Annotated in this window: 15 protein-coding genes; 14 read left to right on the forward strand and 1 reads right to left on the reverse strand. The window is 48.7% G+C overall.

Annotated elements, in window-relative coordinates; genetic code table 11:
• Nucleotides 1–18 precede the first annotated feature (18 nt).
• From DXB83_RS02120 to DXB83_RS02130, 3 genes are read left to right on the forward strand one after another with little or no spacing between them, the layout of a single operon-like run.
• Nucleotides 19–1,041: an ABC transporter substrate-binding protein gene (locus tag DXB83_RS02120; protein WP_022461522.1), complete on the forward strand. Its 1,023-nt coding sequence runs from the start codon at nt 19–21 to the stop codon at nt 1,039–1,041.
• Entirely contained in the window at nt 1,019–1,801 is a 783-nt protein-coding gene (locus DXB83_RS02125; RefSeq protein ID WP_117509051.1) for an ABC transporter permease, read from the forward strand. The genes DXB83_RS02120 and DXB83_RS02125 overlap by 23 nt, the downstream gene beginning before the upstream one ends.
• A complete protein-coding gene (locus DXB83_RS02130) occupies nt 1,798–2,454 on the forward strand; it encodes an ATP-binding cassette domain-containing protein (RefSeq protein ID WP_070100780.1) in 657 nt (218 codons plus the stop codon). The genes DXB83_RS02125 and DXB83_RS02130 overlap by 4 nt, the downstream gene beginning before the upstream one ends.
• Nucleotides 2,455–2,502: 48 nt before the next feature.
• Here the strand turns inward: DXB83_RS02130 and DXB83_RS02135 are convergent, their stop codons facing one another.
• Nucleotides 2,503–3,324 carry an aldo/keto reductase gene (locus DXB83_RS02135; RefSeq protein WP_117509050.1) on the reverse strand — a complete coding sequence of 274 codons (822 nt, stop codon included), beginning with the start codon at nt 3,322–3,324 and terminating at the stop codon, nt 2,503–2,505.
• 363 nt (nt 3,325–3,687) lie between these two features.
• Between DXB83_RS02135 and DXB83_RS02140 the strand changes: the two genes are divergently transcribed.
• The 11 genes from DXB83_RS02140 to acsV all read left to right on the forward strand — a co-directional run bounded on the left by DXB83_RS02140 (nt 3,688) and on the right by acsV (nt 16,698).
• A complete protein-coding gene (locus tag DXB83_RS02140; protein ID WP_055218122.1) occupies nt 3,688–4,038 on the forward strand; it encodes a hypothetical protein in 351 nt (116 codons plus the stop codon).
• A gap of 14 nt (nt 4,039–4,052) precedes the next feature.
• Nucleotides 4,053–4,235: a CooT family nickel-binding protein gene (locus tag DXB83_RS02145; protein ID WP_117509049.1), complete on the forward strand. Its 183-nt coding sequence runs from the start codon at nt 4,053–4,055 to the stop codon at nt 4,233–4,235.
• 135 nt (nt 4,236–4,370) lie between these two features.
• The gene (locus DXB83_RS02150) at nt 4,371–5,303 is read left to right on the forward strand and encodes a methylenetetrahydrofolate reductase (RefSeq protein ID WP_022462431.1); all 933 of its coding nucleotides are present in this window, start codon (nt 4,371–4,373) and stop codon (nt 5,301–5,303) included.
• Between the two features lie 38 nt (nt 5,304–5,341).
• Nucleotides 5,342–6,112, forward strand: a complete 771-nt coding sequence (locus tag DXB83_RS02155; RefSeq protein ID WP_022462430.1) for an ATP-binding protein — start codon at nt 5,342–5,344, stop codon at nt 6,110–6,112.
• 126 nt (nt 6,113–6,238) lie between these two features.
• Entirely contained in the window at nt 6,239–8,131 is a 1,893-nt protein-coding gene (gene cooS / locus DXB83_RS02160) for an anaerobic carbon-monoxide dehydrogenase catalytic subunit (RefSeq protein WP_117509048.1), read from the forward strand.
• Between the two features lie 62 nt (nt 8,132–8,193).
• Nucleotides 8,194–8,982 carry an ATP-binding protein gene (locus DXB83_RS02165; protein WP_117509047.1) on the forward strand — a complete coding sequence of 263 codons (789 nt, stop codon included), beginning with the start codon at nt 8,194–8,196 and terminating at the stop codon, nt 8,980–8,982.
• A 15-nt stretch (nt 8,983–8,997) separates the two neighbouring features.
• Nucleotides 8,998–11,127: an acetyl-CoA decarbonylase/synthase complex subunit alpha/beta gene (gene acsB, locus DXB83_RS02170; protein WP_117804043.1), complete on the forward strand. Its 2,130-nt coding sequence runs from the start codon at nt 8,998–9,000 to the stop codon at nt 11,125–11,127.
• 297 nt (nt 11,128–11,424) lie between these two features.
• Nucleotides 11,425–12,366, forward strand: a complete 942-nt coding sequence (acsD, locus tag DXB83_RS02175; RefSeq protein WP_117509163.1) for an acetyl-CoA decarbonylase/synthase complex subunit delta — start codon at nt 11,425–11,427, stop codon at nt 12,364–12,366.
• A gap of 37 nt (nt 12,367–12,403) precedes the next feature.
• The gene (gene acsC, locus DXB83_RS02180; protein ID WP_117509045.1) at nt 12,404–13,759 is read left to right on the forward strand and encodes an acetyl-CoA decarbonylase/synthase complex subunit gamma; all 1,356 of its coding nucleotides are present in this window, start codon (nt 12,404–12,406) and stop codon (nt 13,757–13,759) included.
• A 93-nt stretch (nt 13,760–13,852) separates the two neighbouring features.
• Nucleotides 13,853–14,638: a carbon monoxide dehydrogenase/acetyl-CoA synthase methytransferase subunit gene (acsE, locus tag DXB83_RS02185; protein WP_022462424.1), complete on the forward strand. Its 786-nt coding sequence runs from the start codon at nt 13,853–13,855 to the stop codon at nt 14,636–14,638.
• A 134-nt stretch (nt 14,639–14,772) separates the two neighbouring features.
• On the forward strand, nt 14,773–16,698 hold the full coding sequence (acsV, locus tag DXB83_RS02190; protein ID WP_118697223.1) for a corrinoid activation/regeneration protein AcsV: 1,926 nt from the start codon (nt 14,773–14,775) through the stop codon (nt 16,696–16,698).
• Nucleotides 16,699–16,761: the final 63 nt, after the last annotated feature.

Raw genomic sequence — 16,761 nt, forward strand, 5'->3', positions numbered from 1 at the left:
AGCAAGGTGGAGACAAAAGTGAAAAAGAAAAGAAAGATGGGCTTTGCGGCAGCGATTCTTGCAATGGTACTTCTGTTTGCAGGATGCGGCCAGACAGAGACAAAGACGGAGAGCAGCACAGCGGCATCGGAAACAGAAGATGAGACACTGGTCCATGTGCTTGCATTAAAAGGACCGACCAGCATGGGAATGGTAAAAATGATGAGCGATAACGACAGCAAAGAATCACCTGCGGACACGTTTGAACTTGCCGCTGCCCCGGATGAGGTCAGCGCAAAACTGGTACAGGGAGAGGTGGATATCGCCGCGGTTCCGGCGAACCTTGCAAGCGTACTCTACAACAAGACAAACGGCGGCGTGCAGGTGCTCGCAGTCAATACGCTCGGTGTCCTTTATATCGTCGAGGACGGCGATACCGTACATTCCATTGCGGATCTGAAAGGCAGAACCATTTATGCGGGCGGCAAAGGTGCAACTCCGGAGTATGCTTTGAATTATATCCTCGAAAAGAACGGCCTCGTACCGGGTGAGGACGTAACGATCGAGTGGAAGAGCGAACACGCCGAGTGCGTGGCAGCACTTGCAGAAGATGCCGATGGAATCGCCATGCTGCCGCAGCCGTTTGTAACGACGGCACAGACGAAAAAAGAAACGCTGCGCACCGCACTTGACCTGACCGAAGAATGGAACAAAATCCAGGAGTCCGAAGGAACGGCGAGCACACTGGTGACAGGTGTTACCGTTGTGCGCACTGCCTTTGCCAAGGAGCATCCGGAAGCAGTTGCAGACTTCATGGAAGCTTACCAGGCATCCGTATCCTACGTAACCGAAAACACGGATGAGGCGGCAAAACTGATCGGGGATTATGACATTGTTCCGGAGGCAGTCGCAAAGAAAGCGCTTCCGGCATGCAACATTGTCTGCATCACCGGTGATGAGATGAAAGAGAAGCTTTCCGGTTATCTCGGTGTACTCAAAGACCAGAACCCGGAGGCAGTCGGAGGAGAACTTCCAGGAGATGACTTCTATTATTCCGAATAAAAACAAAAAAGAGAAACAGAGAAAAACGAAGCGCTGGCCGATCGTGTTCTGGCTTATGATCTGGCAGGCGGTAAGCGTTTTTGTCGGGCAGGAGATCCTTCTGGCATCTCCTGCTGCTGTTTTGAAACGCCTTTTTACGCTTGTAACAGAACAGGTCTTCTGGCAGTCCCTGCTGTTTTCCGGAGCACGCATCGGAGCCGGATTCCTTCTTGGTGCGGCGGCGGGAATTGCAGGAGCTGCACTTGCCGGTCGGTTTTCCATTGCAGAAGAACTCCTGACGCCGCTGGTTGCAGCAGTGAAAGCAGTGCCGGTCGCTTCTTTTGTGATTCTGATCCTGATCTGGGTTTCTTCGAAGAATCTTTCGGTTGTGATTTCGTTTCTGATGGTATTTCCGATCCTGTATACAAACACGCGGAACGGCCTACGGGAACTGGACACAGCGCTTTTGGAGATGACAGACGTTTTTCAGGTTCCGCGGCCGGTGCGGCTGCGCTGGGTGATCCTGCCGCAGCTGTACCCATATATCCGGACGGGATGTTCACTTTCCCTCGGCCTTTGCTGGAAGGCCGGAACGGCAGCAGAAGTAATCGGCATTCCGAACCGATCCATCGGAGAGCATCTGTATCAGGCAAAAATATATCTCGACACACCGGGACTCTTTGCCTGGACGGCAGCGATCGTGTACGCCAGCTTCTGTCTCGAAAAAGCTGTTTTAAAAGGAATGGATCTTGCAGAAAAAAGGATGCTGGTGATGAAATGAGAGAAGATACGATTGAAATCTGCCATCTGAAAAAAGCGTATGGAGAACACGTTATTTTTTCGAATCTTACGATGGAACTGAAAAAAGGAGCAGTGACCTGTCTGATGGCTCCTTCCGGGGCTGGAAAGACAACCCTGCTGCGGATTCTGGCAGGCCTGGAGCAGGCGGACGGCGGAAAAATCGGGGGACTGGAAGCCTTAAGAAAAAGTATGGTTTTTCAGGAACCGCGGCTGGCAGAAGAACTGACAGCTGCAGCCAATATCCAGCTCGCGGTAAGGCGCCGCATGTTTGGAAAAGAAAAAAGAAGCTCCCGTCATCTTGTGGAGGAGATGGAGGAACTCGGCCTTTCGGGCTGTGAAAACCAGGCTGTATCGGAACTGTCGGGCGGCATGCGCCAGCGGGTGGCGGTTCTGCGGGCCATGCGCATGGACGCAGATTTCCTCCTTTTGGATGAGCCGTTCCGGGGACTGGATGCGGGGACGAAAAAGAAAACGATGAACTATATCCGCAGAAAAGGAAAAGAAAAAACGATGCTTCTGGTCACGCATGATTTAGAAGAAGCCGAAGCAATGGGGGACTGGATCTGCACCTGCAGCAGACTGGATGGTATCCTCGAAATAAAGAGAAACAGAAAAAGCAGCACAGAAATCTGAAACGGAAAGAAACAGATTTTCTGTGCTGCTTTTGCTGTGAATCCGCAGTTACAGCAGGTCATCCGGTATGGAAGCAGAGCGGAGCTGTTCGTCCATCGTGTCGATGAGCGCCATGTCGGCTTCAGAAAGTTCGAAGTCGAAGACATCCGCGTTGGCAAAAATGCGGTCCGGCTGTGTCGATTTCGGGATGACACTGATGCCCTGCTGGACGAGGTAGCGGAGGCCGATCTGTGCTTCAGTGCGTACATACTTTTCTGCCAGCTGCTGCATAATCTCACGGTTCAGATAAAGACCTCTTGCGAGCGGCGCATACGCTTGAACGGCGATTCCATGTGAACGGCAGAAAGCGATGAGCGGTTTCCGGTTCCAGAGCGGATGGCATTCGATCTGGTTGACGGCCGGGATGACGCCGGAAAATTCAAAGAGGGCGGTAAGGTGCGGCTCCTCGAAGTTGCTGACGCCGATCGATTTTGCACGCCCGGATTCGCGGATTTTTTCGAGTGCGCGCCACGTCTCCGGGTAGCAGCCCGGCACCGGCCAGTGAATCAGGTAAAGATCAACGTAGTCGAGACGGAGACGGTCGAGGCTGCGGTTGAAGGCACCTTCGATATCACCGACCCGCTGCGCGGTATTCCATACCTTTGTGGTAATAAAAAAATTTTCCCGCGGAATTCCGCTTGCGCGGATCCCGCGGCCGATGCTGTCCTCGTTTTTATAGGAGGAGGCGGTATCGATCAGACGGTAGCCGTATTTTGCCGCGGTGACAATTGCTTTTTCTGCCTCTTTTTCTGTCGATTTGTAAGTGCCAAGCCCCAGAAGCGGCATCGCTCTGCCGTCGTTCAATGTGATGGTTGGAATAGAAAGTGCCATAAAAACCCTCCGTATCTTGAATCAAAAAAAGATTCTGCCGTATTTCTCTCATAATTATGTTTAGTATAACATGAAAATTTAAAGAAATCAGACCAAATATATTAAAAAAGTTTAACACAATCGGGAAATGAAAAAAAATAACAAGCCACGCAAGAAAAAAGAAGGATGCCAGGACGGCCAGTACGGCGAATTGTACAGAAATTTTGTGGAGGCTGTATTGATTTTGTGCATGAAATAGAGTATAATAAACTTGAATTGATATTTATTTATCATTCCCTGTACAATCTGCAGGATGTTTCAGGAAAACAAAAGCGGACGAAACGGACGGCAGAGGAAAATACCAGGGACAGAGGAGGCCATATTATGCATTTATTATATGACGAGAATGGAAATCCCATTCCGCACGGAGCTCACGACGAGCACCATCATCACCATGACCATCATCACGAGGGAGAAGACTGCGGACATGCCTGCAATGCATGCGGTTCCGAAGAAAAATGCAAGGACGAGAATCTTGCCCTTTTAACCTATATGCTGCAGCACAATGAACATCACGCAGCAGAACTCGACGAGATGGCCGACAAACTGGAAAAAGCCGGAATGGCGGACGCCGCAAAACAGATCAGGGAGGGAGTATCCGATTTCCAGAAAGGCAATATGCGCCTGTCCCTTGCACTGACGCTTGTAAAAGAGCATTTGAAAGAAGTTAAGTAGAGGAGGCGTAAGCTATGTGCCTTGCAACGGTATACAAAAATCCGGAAAACACAGTTGTCTGTAAAAATGTAAGCCGCATCGATGTCGATGGAGAATACGTTCTCATCCGTGACATCCTGGGCGAAGAGATCAGACTGCAGGGTAAGATCAAAATGGTAGATCTTGCAAACAGCATCGTAGAGCTGGACTGTGAATGATAATTGGTTGACGGAACCAGTTATTCTATAAAAGCGGTTTTAAGACCCCGGGGTCTGCGAATCGGAACAAACAGAACAGGCGAACCGGGACTTAGAATAGGAATATATCATATTAAAGCGGAGGTAAATTGAATTATGAAACTTTCAGAAGAGATGAAAAACAAGACCCTTCTGTCTTTTGAGCTGTTCCCACCAAAGACAGAGAAGGGACTGCAGAATCTGCCGGGTACCATCGACCACCTGATGAAATATAACCCGTCTTACATTTCCTGTACATACGGAGCAGGCGGCGGAAACGTCGGAGCAAACCGTGAAGTATGTCAGATGATCAAAAATGCCGGAACCACACCGGTTACTCATTTCACCGTTATCAAAAACACAAAAGAAGGAATTAAAGAACAGCTGGATCAGTATCTGGCTGACGGCGTAGACCACATGCTGGCACTGCGCGGTGATATTCCGCTTGGCGAGACCACAACCTGCGGTGACTTTGACTACGCTACGGATCTTGTAAAATTCGTACGTGATACCTACGGCGACAAATTTGAAATCGCTGTTGCAGGTTCACCGGAAGGCCACATCTCCTGCAGAAGTCTGGAGTCTGATATCGCAGTTCTGAAACAGAAACAGGACAACGGAGCTGACTACATCATGACACAGCTCTGCTGGGATATGGAGCAGTTCAAATACTGGCTCGATGCAATCCGTAAAGCAGGAATCACCATGCCGGTAGACGTTGGAGTTATGCCGATCCTGGATCAGGCAGCTACCATCAACATGGCACTTTCCAGAAACGGCTGTGTGATGGACAGAGAGCTTTCCAGAATGATCTCCAGACACTGGCTGTTCCCGAACCCATTTGCAGCAAAAGATGCAGAGGGCAAACCGTTCGACGTATTCTACGACAAGAAAGTTGCAGAGTTCAAAGAAGAGGGTATCGAATATACCGTAAAACAGATTGATGCATACCGTGCACTCGGTGTCAATGGAATTCATCTGTATGCACTGAATAAATGGAAAGACGTATCTGAAATCATCGACAGATCCGGCCTTTGCACACTGGTTTAATGAATTAATTACTTGAATTTGGGAGGCATCCGATTTTTATGGCACACGTAATAGCTGTCGCCGGAAAAGGCGGCGTTGGAAAAACAACATTATGCGGCTTGCTGATCCAGTATCTCTGCGAGTCAGGAAAAGGTCCTGTTCTTGCGGTTGATGCGGACGCAAACTCAAACCTGAATGAGGTACTCGGTGTAGAAGTAGAAGCTACCCTTGGAGATATCCGGGAGGAGATTGCCCGTGCAGAGATGGCATCCAAAAACCCGATTCCGGCAGGTATGAGCAAGGCAGATTATGCGGAATTTAAATTTGCAGGCGCTCTGACTGAGGAAGATGATTTTGACCTGCTTGTGATGGGAAGAACACAGGGAAAAGGCTGCTACTGCTTCGTCAATGGACTTCTGCAGAATCAGCTTGCAAAGCTGTATCCGAATTACCCCTTCATGGTTGTGGATAACGAGGCAGGCATGGAGCATATCAGCCGTGGTATACTTCCGGGAATGGATACAGCTATTTTGGTCAGTGACTGCTCAAGAAGAGGAGTACAGGCCGCTGCGAGAATCGCGGAGCTGATCAAAGAATGCGATATGAAGCCGAAGCAGGTAGGACTGATCGTAAACCGTGCGCCGAATGGCGTGTTAAATGAGGGAACCCGTGAGGAGATTGAAAAACAGGGATTAACTCTCCTTGGCGTTGTTCCGCACGATGATCAGGTTTATGAATATGACTGTGACGGAAAACCAACCGTACGTCTGCCGGAAGACTCTCCGGTACGCGCGGCATTAAAGAAAATCGTAGAAAACCTTGATTTATAAAAACAGAGAATCTGCCCTCCGCTTTGTACACGCTGCAGACGGAGGGATATTTCAAAAGTAAAATATCCCCCATGGGAGGATGTTTTTACCATAAAAATATTAAAATACAATCTTGAGGAGGACAAGATGAGCGAATTCAAATTAACAAGCGTAGAAGAATTCGAACAGGCCACGAATGAGCTCCTGGAAAATGGTGCAAAGGTTGGCGCTGACGCATGGCAGTTTCGTGTAAAAAACCAGACCCCGCACTGTAAATTCGGTGAGCAGGGAACCTGCTGCCGTATCTGTACGATGGGACCTTGCCGTATTACACCAAAGGCACCGAGAGGAATCTGCGGATGCGATGTACACGGTATTGTAGGACGTAACTTCCTGCGCTTTACAGCAGGCGGTTCCGCAACACATTCCGATCATGGCCGTGAGATCTGCCACACACTGCATGAGGCTGATCCAAACGGAAACTACAAAGTAAAAGATCCGGAGAAACTGATCCGTATCGCAAAAGAGTGGGGCGTAGAGACAGAAGGAAAAGATATTTACGATCTGGCACATGAGATGTCCGAGCTGGCTCTGATGGAGTATGGTAAACCGTTTGGAACACAGAGATTCCTGAAACGTGCTCCGCAGCACACACAGGAAATCTGGGAGAGAGAAGAAATCGCACCGCGTGCGATTGACCGTGAGGTTGCATGTTCTCTTCATATGACTCATATGGGATGTTCTTCCCTTCCGGAAGCACTCGTTCGCCAGTCCCTTCGTTCCGGACTTTCCGATGGATGGGGCGGCTCCATGATGGGTACCGAGTTCTCTGACGTACTGTTCGGAACTCCAAAGCCGATCGAAACCGAGGCAAACCTTGGTGTTATGAAAGAAGATGAAGTAAATATCATCGTTCATGGCCATGATCCGTCACTTTCCGAGATGATCTGCGAATACGCAGACGATCCGGAGATGATCGCATATGCAAAAGAAATGGGAGCAAAGGGAATCAACGTGGCAGGTGTCTGCTGTACTTCCAATGAAGTAGCAATGCGCCGCGGCGTGCCGATGGCAGGTAACTTCCTGCAGCAGGAAAACGTGGTACTGACCGGTGCCTGCGAGGCCATCGTTGTTGACGTACAGTGTATTTTCCCGGCCCTTGGACCTTTAAGCAAATGTTTCCATACTAAATTCGTTACCACCAGCCCGATTGCGCAGATGCCGGATGCAGAATACATTCGTTTCAACGCAAAAACAGCAGGTGAGAATGCAAAAGCCATCGTAAAAATGGCAATTGAAAACTTTAAAAACCGGAAACCGGAGCTGGTACATATCCCGCATATGAAGCAGAAAGCAACCGTTGGATACTCTTTTGAGTCCATCATCAAGACTCTGGATAAAGTAACCAATTCCCAGGTTGACCAGACCGGAACTCTGATGCCGCTGTGGCAGTGTGTGGCATCCGGCGTTATCCGCGGTGCAGTTGCCATGGTAGGATGCAACAACCCGAAAGTCCGTCCGGACACCGCTCACATCGAGCTGATGAAGAAGCTGATCGCGCACGACGTTATCATCGTTGCTTCCGGATGCTCTGCACAGGCAGCAGCAAGAGCAGGTCTGATGGACAAACGTGCTAAAGATCTCTGCGGTGCAGGTCTGAAACGTGTCTGCGAGCTGGCTGATATCCCGCCGGTACTCCACATGGGATCCTGCGTTGATATCTCCCGTATGATGGTTCTTGTAGCAGAACTTGCTAAAATCGGTAATGTCAATATTTCCCAGCTTCCGGTTGTCGGATGTGCTCCGGAGTGGATGTCTGAGAAAGCAGTTTCCATCGGAAACTATGTTGTAGCAACCGGTATCGATACTTACCTTGGCGTAGAGCCGTACGTATCCGGATCCACTGAGGTAACAGGACTCCTGACCAACGGTGTCCGCGACTGGGTTGAGGCAGCTTACACAGTAGAAAAAGACATCGACAAGCTGGGCGATGCAATGCTCGCACGAATCGAAGAGAAACGTGCCGCACTCGGCGTATAAAAAGGACAGGGCGGTCCCTGACGTAAAAAGAGACCGCCCTTTTTGAAGTGAAAAGGTGTAAAATGAAAATAGCAGTAACTGGAAAGGGCGGCGTAGGAAAAACAACCATCGCAGCCACCCTTGCAAGACTTTATGCAGAAGAAGGCCATCCGGTTCTGGCTGCAGATGTCGATCCGGATGCCAATCTGGGCCTTGCGCTTGGATTTCCGGAAGAAATCCTCGATTCGATCATTCCGATTACCAAAATGAGAAAACTGATCGAAGAGCGCACCGAGGCAAGTGCAGACAACCGGTTTTACAAGATAAATCCGAGAGTAAGTGATATCCCCGATAAATACAGCAAAGAGTACAATGGAGTCAAACTCCTGACGCTTGGCACCGTGGAGACGGCCGGAAGCGGCTGTGTCTGCCCGGAGCATGTGATGCTGCGGAGAATCATCAACAGCCTGGTCCTTCACAGAGGGGATGTTGTCATCCTCGACATGGAAGCAGGCCTTGAGCATCTGGGAAGAGGAACGACGGAGGGCATGGATATGTTCATCGTAGTCATCGAGCCGGGTGCAAGAAGTATTCAGACCTATAAGAATGTCAAACGTCTGGCCGAAGAGCTTGGCGTTCATCAGGTTCATGTCGTGGCAAACAAAGTACGCGACGAAAAAGATGAGGCATTCATACAGGACCGTATCCCCCCGGAGGATCTTCTGGGCATGGTCCACTACAACCCGGAAATTATGGAAGCGGACAGGGAAGGTTCGTCTCCATATGATTACAGCGCGGCTGCAGTAGAAGAGATACGGAAAATAAAAACAAAAATCGATAAGTCAAACATGCCTGGCATGGAAAAAGTGTGATAGGAGGAAAAACACATGACATTATTCGAGAGAGTATTTGGCGGAAATGATGCAGTATACGGTCTTACCGAAGCTGCCATTGATGCCGCAATCGCAGCAAACGGAGAGGAAAAAGCAGTCAGCTTCCCGGACACTGCTTACGCACTTCCGTGTTACTATGCTGTAACAGGAGTAAAGGTTACCAACTTAAAAGAGATGAAAGAGGCTCTTGGCGTGGTAAAATCTCTGATGACAAGAGAAAATCAGCTGAATGATGTATTTATGTCCGGTGTTGCAACTGCACTCTGCGCAGAGTTCATCGAGGCAATTAAATACATCGACGGTGCAAAACCATATGATGAGCCGTGCTACGGCCATTTAAGCGATGCCATCATCCGTGAGCTTGGTGTGCCGCTTGTAACAGGCGATATCCCGGGCGTAGCTGTTATCCTTGGAAGCGCTCCGACCGCACAGGAAGGCGTGGATCTGGTTAAGAGCTATCAGGCACAGGGTATTCTTGTAACACTGGTTGGCCGAATCATTGATCAGTGTCAGGAATTAGGATACAAGACCGGCGCAAACGTACGTGTCATCCCGCTTGGAAAAGACGTAACATCTGTAATCCACGTTGTATCCGTAGCAATCCGTGCAGCCCTGATCTTCGGTAACGTAACTGCAGGCGATGCAGGCGCACTGATGACCTACACCAAAGACCGTGTACCGGCATTCGTAAATGCTTTTGCTCCTCTGGATGATGTGATCGTTGCATGCGGCGCTGGTGCGATTGCACTTGGTTTCCCGGTTATCACAAACGATGACAAAGACGTTCCGGCTATTCCGAAGAGTCTCATTATCCAGAAGGACGTTTCCAAATTCAACGCAACTTCTCTGGAAGCCCGCGACATCAAGATTAAAATTACAAACATCGATATCCCGGTTGCATTCGCATCTGCATTTGAGGGCGAAATCATCCGCCGCGGTGATATGCAGGTTGAGTTTGACGGTTCCCGTGTAGACTGCTGCGAGCTGGTTCAGACAAAAGATGCTTCCGAAGTAGAAGATCACAAGATCGAGCTGATCGGACCGGACATCGACGAGTTCGAGGTAGGTTCCAAGCACAGCATTGCATACGTTGTTGAGGTTGCCGGAAAGAGCATGCAGCCGGATTTCGAGCCTGTATTTGAGCGTAAATTCCACAGCTACCTGAACTGCATCGAAGGTGTGATGCATACCGGACAGCGTGATATGATCCGTATCCGTGTCAGCAAAGAAGCTTTCAACGCAGGCTTCCGTGCAAAACACTTCGGAGAAGTTCTGTACGCACAGGTGAAGAACGAGTTCGAGGCTGTTGTTGACAAATGTCAGGTTAAGATCTACACCAATCCGGAAGACTGTACCAAGATCCGTCACGAAATTGCAATTCCGGTATTCGACAAACGTGATGAGCGTCTGTCTACCATGACAGATGAATCCGTACCGGTATACTACAGCTGTATCATGTGCCAGGCATTCTCCCCGAGCCATGTATGTGTTGTTACACCAGAGCGTCTCGGACTTTGCGGTGCTGTTTCATGGCTGGATGCAAAAGCTACCAACGAGCTGGATCCGAACGGACCTTGCCAGGTTATCACAAAAGAAAAAGTAATCGATGAGAGAATCGGTGAGTACGAGGATGTTAACGAGGCTGTTCGTAAACTTTCCCAGGGCGCTCTTGATGATGTATCTTTGTACTCCATCATGGAAAAACCAATGACATCCTGCGGATGCTTCGAGTGTATCTGTGGTATCGAGCCGTTCTCCAACGGTGTCTGCATCGCAAACCGTGAGTACGCAGGCATGACTCCTCTGGGAATGACCTTCTCCGAGCTGGCTTCCATGACAGGCGGCGGTGTTCAGACTCCTGGATTCATGGGACACGGCAAACACTTTATCGCTTCCAAGAAATTTATGAAAGCAGAAGGCGGCGTTGCCCGTATCGTATGGATGCCGAAAGAGCTGAAAGAGCAGGTTGCAGAGAAACTGAATGAAACAGCAAAAGAGCTGTACGGTATCGACAACTTTACCGATATGATCGGTGACGAGACCATCGCAGAAGATCCGGAGACACTGGTTGCATTCCTGACCGAGAAAGGTCATCCGGCACTTGGCATGGATCCAATGATGTAATTCGTATTTTACAGGCTTATCCTGTGAAAGAATAAGCAGACCGGCATGGCTTGGGAGGGGATTCCAAAGCGGAGGAGGAAGCCCTTTCCGGCACATGCCGGCAGCTGTAAAGTGATTTTCTGGAAAAAAACGGCTGACGAAGAGAAAACGGATACTTTTTGTCAGAAAATCTTGGAAAATATCCTGGTAAATCTTGCATTCTCCGGGAAAAAACGTTAAAATAATAACAGGTGTGTCCATGAAGCGGAATCATGGAGATATGCCTGTATGGAATTTATTTTTAAGGAGGCTTTTTTTATGCCGTTTAATCGCAAACCACAAAAGTTTAATGCAGCAATTAAATCCGTTGTAATCGGCAGCGGAGACAAAACCGTAACTCTTGGCGGAGAAAACGTATTACCATTCTATGCTTTCGACGGTGAAATCAAAAACGGACCGAAGGTCGGCGTTGAAATCACAGACCTTGGTATGGAAGGAGAACCGGAAAGCGTAAAAGCATACTATGAAGGTGCAGCTACCATGGGCGAGATTGCAAAAAAAGCAGCAGCTATGGAAGGTGCAGATTTCCTCTGCCTTCGTCTGGCAGGCGGAGACCCGAACGGTCTGAACAAATCGGTAGAAGAACTCATTGAGACAGTCAAAGAGGTTGCTGATGCCGTTGACGTGCCGCTTGTTGTAGAAGGATGTAAAAACGTTGAGAAGGATTCCGAACTGCTCACAAAAGTAGCAGAGGTCCTTCAGGGAAGAAACGTTCTTGTTATGTCCGCAAGAGAAGAAGATTACAAGGCAGTTGGTGCAGCCGCAGGTCTGGCATACAGCCAGAAAGTCGGCGCTGAGTCCGCTGTAGATATCAACCTTGCAAAACAGCTGAATGTTGTTATGACCCAGCTTGGTGTCAGCGCGGACAGCATTGTTATGAACGTAGGTTCTGCAGCAGTCGGATACGGATATGAGTACGTAGTATCTACACTGGACCGTATCAAAGCAGCAGCATTATCCCAGGACGATAAAATGCTGCAGATGCCAATTATTACTCCAATCGCTTCTGAGACATGGAATGTAAAAGAGGCAATGGCAACAGAAGAGGAATCTCCGGAATGGGGAAATCAGGAAGTACGAGGAATCTCTATGGAGATTCAGACAGCAGCCGCATCTCTGGCTTCTGGTTCTGATGCAGTTATCCTCAAACATCCACAGTCTGTTGCAACCATTTCCAAAATGATTCAGGAACTGATGTAATCAGTACGTAAGGAAGAGATTAGGAGGATAAAGAATTATGGCATTATCAGGTATTCAGATTTTTAAAATGACCCCAAAGAAAAACTGTAAAGAGTGCGGATGTCCGACCTGTATGGCATTCTCCATGAAGGTTGCACAGGGCGCTATGGATATTTCAGCGTGCCCATATATGTCTGACGACGCTATGGCACAGCTTTCCGAAGCTACCGCACCGCCAATGAAGACCATCAAAGTCGGAACCGGCGACAGTGAGTACACCCTTGGCGGAGAGACGGTTCTCTATCGTCATGAGAAAACATTTGTAAGCAAAACCCGTTATGCAGTATCTCTCTGCAGCTGCATGTCTGACGAAGAGATCGACGCAAAACTGGAAGAAGACAAAAAAGTTGATTACGACCGTATCGGTGAGCGTATGTGCGCAGAGATGCTGTATGTAAACTATGCCGGAAATGGCGTAGACAAATACGTATCTCTTGTAACGAAAGCAGCAGCAACCGGAAAAGTTCTGGTACTTGGCTGTGAGGACGCAGAAGCTGCAAAAGCTGCTCTGGAAGTATGCAAAGCAGGCAAACCGATCCTGAATGGTGCAAATGCATCCAATTATGAAGAGATGAGCAAACTTGCCACAGAGGCAGGCGTTGTTCTCGGCGTAAGTGGCGCAAACATTGATGAGCTTCACGACACCGTAGAAGCAATCGAGAAACTCGGCAACAAGAACCTTGTTCTTGATACCACAGAAGCGACCATCAAAGAGACCTTTGCTACTACCGTACAGGTAAGACGTGCATCCTTAAAGGATACAGACCGTACCTTTGGTTATCCGTCTATTGTAAATCTGGCAAAAATTGCACAGGGCGACAGATATATGCAGCAGGCACTGCTTTCCCTGTTCACCATGAAATACGGTTCCATTATTGTTCTTGAGGAAATGGGATACGCAGAGGCACTTCCGGTATTCGGACTTCGCCAGAACGTATTTACCGATCCGCAGAAACCGATGAAAGTAGAGCCGGGCATCTACCCGCTGAACGGCGCAGATGAAAATTCGATCTGCCTGACCACCGTAGACTTTGCTCTGACCTATTTCCTGGTATCCGGAGAGCTCGAGAGATCCGGAGTTCCGGTCAACCTTGTAATCAACGACGCCGGTGGACTTTCTGTACTGACATCCTGGGCAGCAGGTAAATTCTCCGGTAACTCTATCTCCAAATTCTTCAAAGAGAATGTAGAAGATAAAGTAAAATCCAGAAAAGTTATCATTCCTGGTAAAGTAGCCGTATTAAAGGGCGACATTGAGTCCAAGCTTCCTGGATGGGAAGTAATCGTTGCTCCGCTTGAGGCGGTTCAGCTTGTAAAATTCATGAAAGATCTGCAGGCAAACGGAGAACTGTAATACATAAAAATTCCGGGAGGAACTCCGGTATCCGGAAGTTTCTTCCGTGAAAAAATAATTATGGGGGATTCCCAAAAGAAAAGGAGAAGAGATATGGCAAAATTTGTAACCATCGGCGAAAGACTTTCCGTTACAGCTCCTACTGTAAACAAAGCATTCGCAGCAAGAGATGAAGAGCCAATTTTAAAGAGAGCAAAACAGCAGCTGGACGCTGGTGCCGTTTACCTTGATGTAAACATCGGACCGGCTGAGAATGATGGAGAAGACATCATGAAATGGGCTGTTGAGCTGCTGCAGAGCAATTTTGACAATGTTCCGCTGGCTCTGGATACATCTAACAAAAAAGCAATTGAGGCTGGTATCTCTGTATACAACCGTTCCAAAGGAAAACCGATCGTAAACTCTGCAGATGCTGCAGGAAGAATCGAGTACGTTGACCTTGCGGCTGCAAACGATGCAATCGTTATTGCACTTTGCAACGGCGAAGGAATTGCAAAAGACAACGACGAGCGTATGATGTACTGCCAGACCCTTCTGGAAAGAGGTATGGAGCATGGTATGGAGCCGACCGATCTGTGGTTTGACCCGCTGTTCCTGGTTGTAAAAGGAATGCAGGACAAACAGATGGAAGTTCTTGAGTGCATCAAGATGTTCAGTGATATGGGACTGAATTCTACCGGCGGCCTTTCCAACAACTCCAACGGTATGCCGAAAAACATCCGTCCGATCATGGATTCCGCACTTGTAGCTATGGCTATGATGCAGGGTCTGACCAGTGCCATCGTTAACCCGAATGACCTGAGACTGATGGAGACCATTAAATCCTGTGACGTATTCAAAGGCAACACTCTGTATGCAGATTCTTATCTGGAGCTTTAATCTTTAAATCTCGCAGGTTTTCCCCTGATGGTGCCGCAGCGTTTGCGAAAACCTGAGGCACCATCAGGGGTTTTTCTATCTAAAAGCGGAAAAAAAACAGCGGAGAATATATACGACTGGGGGATTTACAGATTATGGCAAAAGTAACCTTTCGATTTGAAGAGGGAGAACCGGTAGTCACCTACGCAACCGAGGGTGAGCGCCTTCTTGAAGTAGCGCAGAAGAGCAATGTGCCGATCGATGCACCGTGTTCCGGAAACGCATCGTGCGGTAAATGCCGCGTTCGTCTTGTGAGCGGTGAGCTGGATTCCAAAATAACCCGCCATATTTCTGAGGAAGAATATCAGAATGGCTGGAGACTGGCGTGCGTCAGCACCATCAGGGGCGATGTTGAAGTGGAAGTGCCGGACATTGCATCCGCTTACCGGAGCCGCATGAAAGTGGCAGATCTTAGTTCACCGAGTGAAATTGCAATTTTTGAAGATACGAAAAAGAAAATTACAGACGCCGGCCTGGAATTGAAAAACAGCATGCAGGTGATTACAATCTCAATGGAAGAGCCTACTCTGGATGATACGATGCCGGATAACGAGAGAGTAACCTGGGCTGTACAGGCAGCGACGGGGCTTGACCGGGTACGGATTCCGTACTCTGTACTGAAAAAAATGCCGGATGTCCTTCGAGAATCCCATTTTCAGGCACAGTGTGTCGTCCGGGTTACGGCAAATGACGTCTTTTTATACGATATGCTTCCAATGGAAGCAAAAGCAGTTGTCGGCGGTCTCGTTGTCGACATTGGAACAACGACAGTTTCTGCACTGATCGTGGATATGCTGAGCGGAGAAATCCTGGCAAAAGCCTCTTCCGGAAACGGACAGATCCGGTATGGTGCGGATGTTATCAACCGTATCATTGAATCCCAGAAACCGGGAGGCCATGAAAGACTGCAAAATGCAATCATCAAAGAAACCTTAAACCCGATGATCTCCAACATGTGCCGTGCAGCGAAAATCAGCAGTCAGCAGATTTACCGTGCGGCGATTGCCGGAAACACTACCATGGAGCATCTGATGATGGGCATCAATGCAGATCCGCTTCGGATGGAGCCGTATATTCCGGCCTTCTTTAAGACAAACTCACTGTTTGCATCGGATGTCAATCTTGCGATTCATCCGGACGCCCATATCATTCTGGCACCGAACATCGGAAGCTATGTGGGCGGAGATATTACTGCCGGCGCGTTGGTCAGCATGATCTGGAACCGGCCGGAGATGAGTCTCTTTATTGACCTTGGTACCAATGGCGAGCTTGCATTTGGAAATTCCGACTTTATGGTAAGCTGTGCCTGCTCGGCCGGACCGGCCTTTGAGGGCGGCGATATCAGCTGTGGCATGCGTGCGACCGACGGTGCGATTGAAAAATGTACGATCGATCCGGAAACGATGGAACCTTCGTACCATGTTATCGGAGATGAGGGAACGAAGCCGATTGGTCTTTGCGGTTCCGGAATCATCGATGTAATTGCAGCGCTGTTCCGTGCGAAGATGGTCAATCCGAAGGGAAAATTTATCCGGGAAGGCAGACGGATCCGCCACGACAAATATGGCATGGGAAGCTATGTCATCGCATTTGAAGAGGAAGCCGGAAGCGTCCGCGACGTTGAGATTACAGAAGTAGATATCGACAATTTTATCCGTGCCAAGGGCGCGATTTTCTCAGCGATCCGTACGATGCTGAACTATCTGGACATGGATGTATCCATGATCGAGGAAGTATATGTAGCGGGAGGTATCGGAAGCGGTATTAACATGAAAAATGCCGTCACGATTGGTATGTTCCCGGATATTCCGCTGGAAAAATTCCATTACATTGGTAACTCTTCCCTGACTGGTGCGTACTCAATGCTTTTATCGACAGCAGCAGAGAAGAAAACGTATGAGGTTGCCCGGAACATGACATATCTGGAACTCTCTACGGTACCAACCTATATGGATGAATTTGTAGCGGCGTGCTTCCTGCCGCACACAGACACGACGATGTTTCCGTCTGTGGAAGCATAAAACGGAAGCAGAACTTTCTGTTACGATTCAAGGTAAAACACATGTGGTTTTGCTTTGAATTGT

Origin of the sequence: Blautia sp. OM06-15AC (assembly GCF_003481425.1) — a bacterium.
Taxonomy (GTDB): domain Bacteria; phylum Bacillota; class Clostridia; order Lachnospirales; family Lachnospiraceae; genus Fusicatenibacter; species Fusicatenibacter saccharivorans.

Coding starts and splice junctions, on each gene's coding strand:
- DXB83_RS02145 (WP_117509049.1), top strand. CDS start 4,053: ATGTGCCTTGCAACGGTATACAAAAATCCGGAAAACACAGTTGTCTGT.
- DXB83_RS02125 (WP_117509051.1), top strand. CDS start 1,019: ATGACTTCTATTATTCCGAATAAAAACAAAAAAGAGAAACAGAGAAAA.
- DXB83_RS02165 (WP_117509047.1), top strand. CDS start 8,194: ATGAAAATAGCAGTAACTGGAAAGGGCGGCGTAGGAAAAACAACCATC.
- acsE (WP_022462424.1), top strand. CDS start 13,853: ATGGCAAAATTTGTAACCATCGGCGAAAGACTTTCCGTTACAGCTCCT.
- DXB83_RS02140 (WP_055218122.1), top strand. CDS start 3,688: ATGCATTTATTATATGACGAGAATGGAAATCCCATTCCGCACGGAGCT.
- cooS (WP_117509048.1), top strand. CDS start 6,239: ATGAGCGAATTCAAATTAACAAGCGTAGAAGAATTCGAACAGGCCACG.
- acsC (WP_117509045.1), top strand. CDS start 12,404: ATGGCATTATCAGGTATTCAGATTTTTAAAATGACCCCAAAGAAAAAC.
- DXB83_RS02155 (WP_022462430.1), top strand. CDS start 5,342: ATGGCACACGTAATAGCTGTCGCCGGAAAAGGCGGCGTTGGAAAAACA.
- DXB83_RS02150 (WP_022462431.1), top strand. CDS start 4,371: ATGAAACTTTCAGAAGAGATGAAAAACAAGACCCTTCTGTCTTTTGAG.
- acsB (WP_117804043.1), top strand. CDS start 8,998: ATGACATTATTCGAGAGAGTATTTGGCGGAAATGATGCAGTATACGGT.
- DXB83_RS02130 (WP_070100780.1), top strand. CDS start 1,798: ATGAGAGAAGATACGATTGAAATCTGCCATCTGAAAAAAGCGTATGGA.
- DXB83_RS02135 (WP_117509050.1), bottom strand. CDS start 3,324: ATGGCACTTTCTATTCCAACCATCACATTGAACGACGGCAGAGCGATG.
- acsD (WP_117509163.1), top strand. CDS start 11,425: ATGCCGTTTAATCGCAAACCACAAAAGTTTAATGCAGCAATTAAATCC.
- acsV (WP_118697223.1), top strand. CDS start 14,773: ATGGCAAAAGTAACCTTTCGATTTGAAGAGGGAGAACCGGTAGTCACC.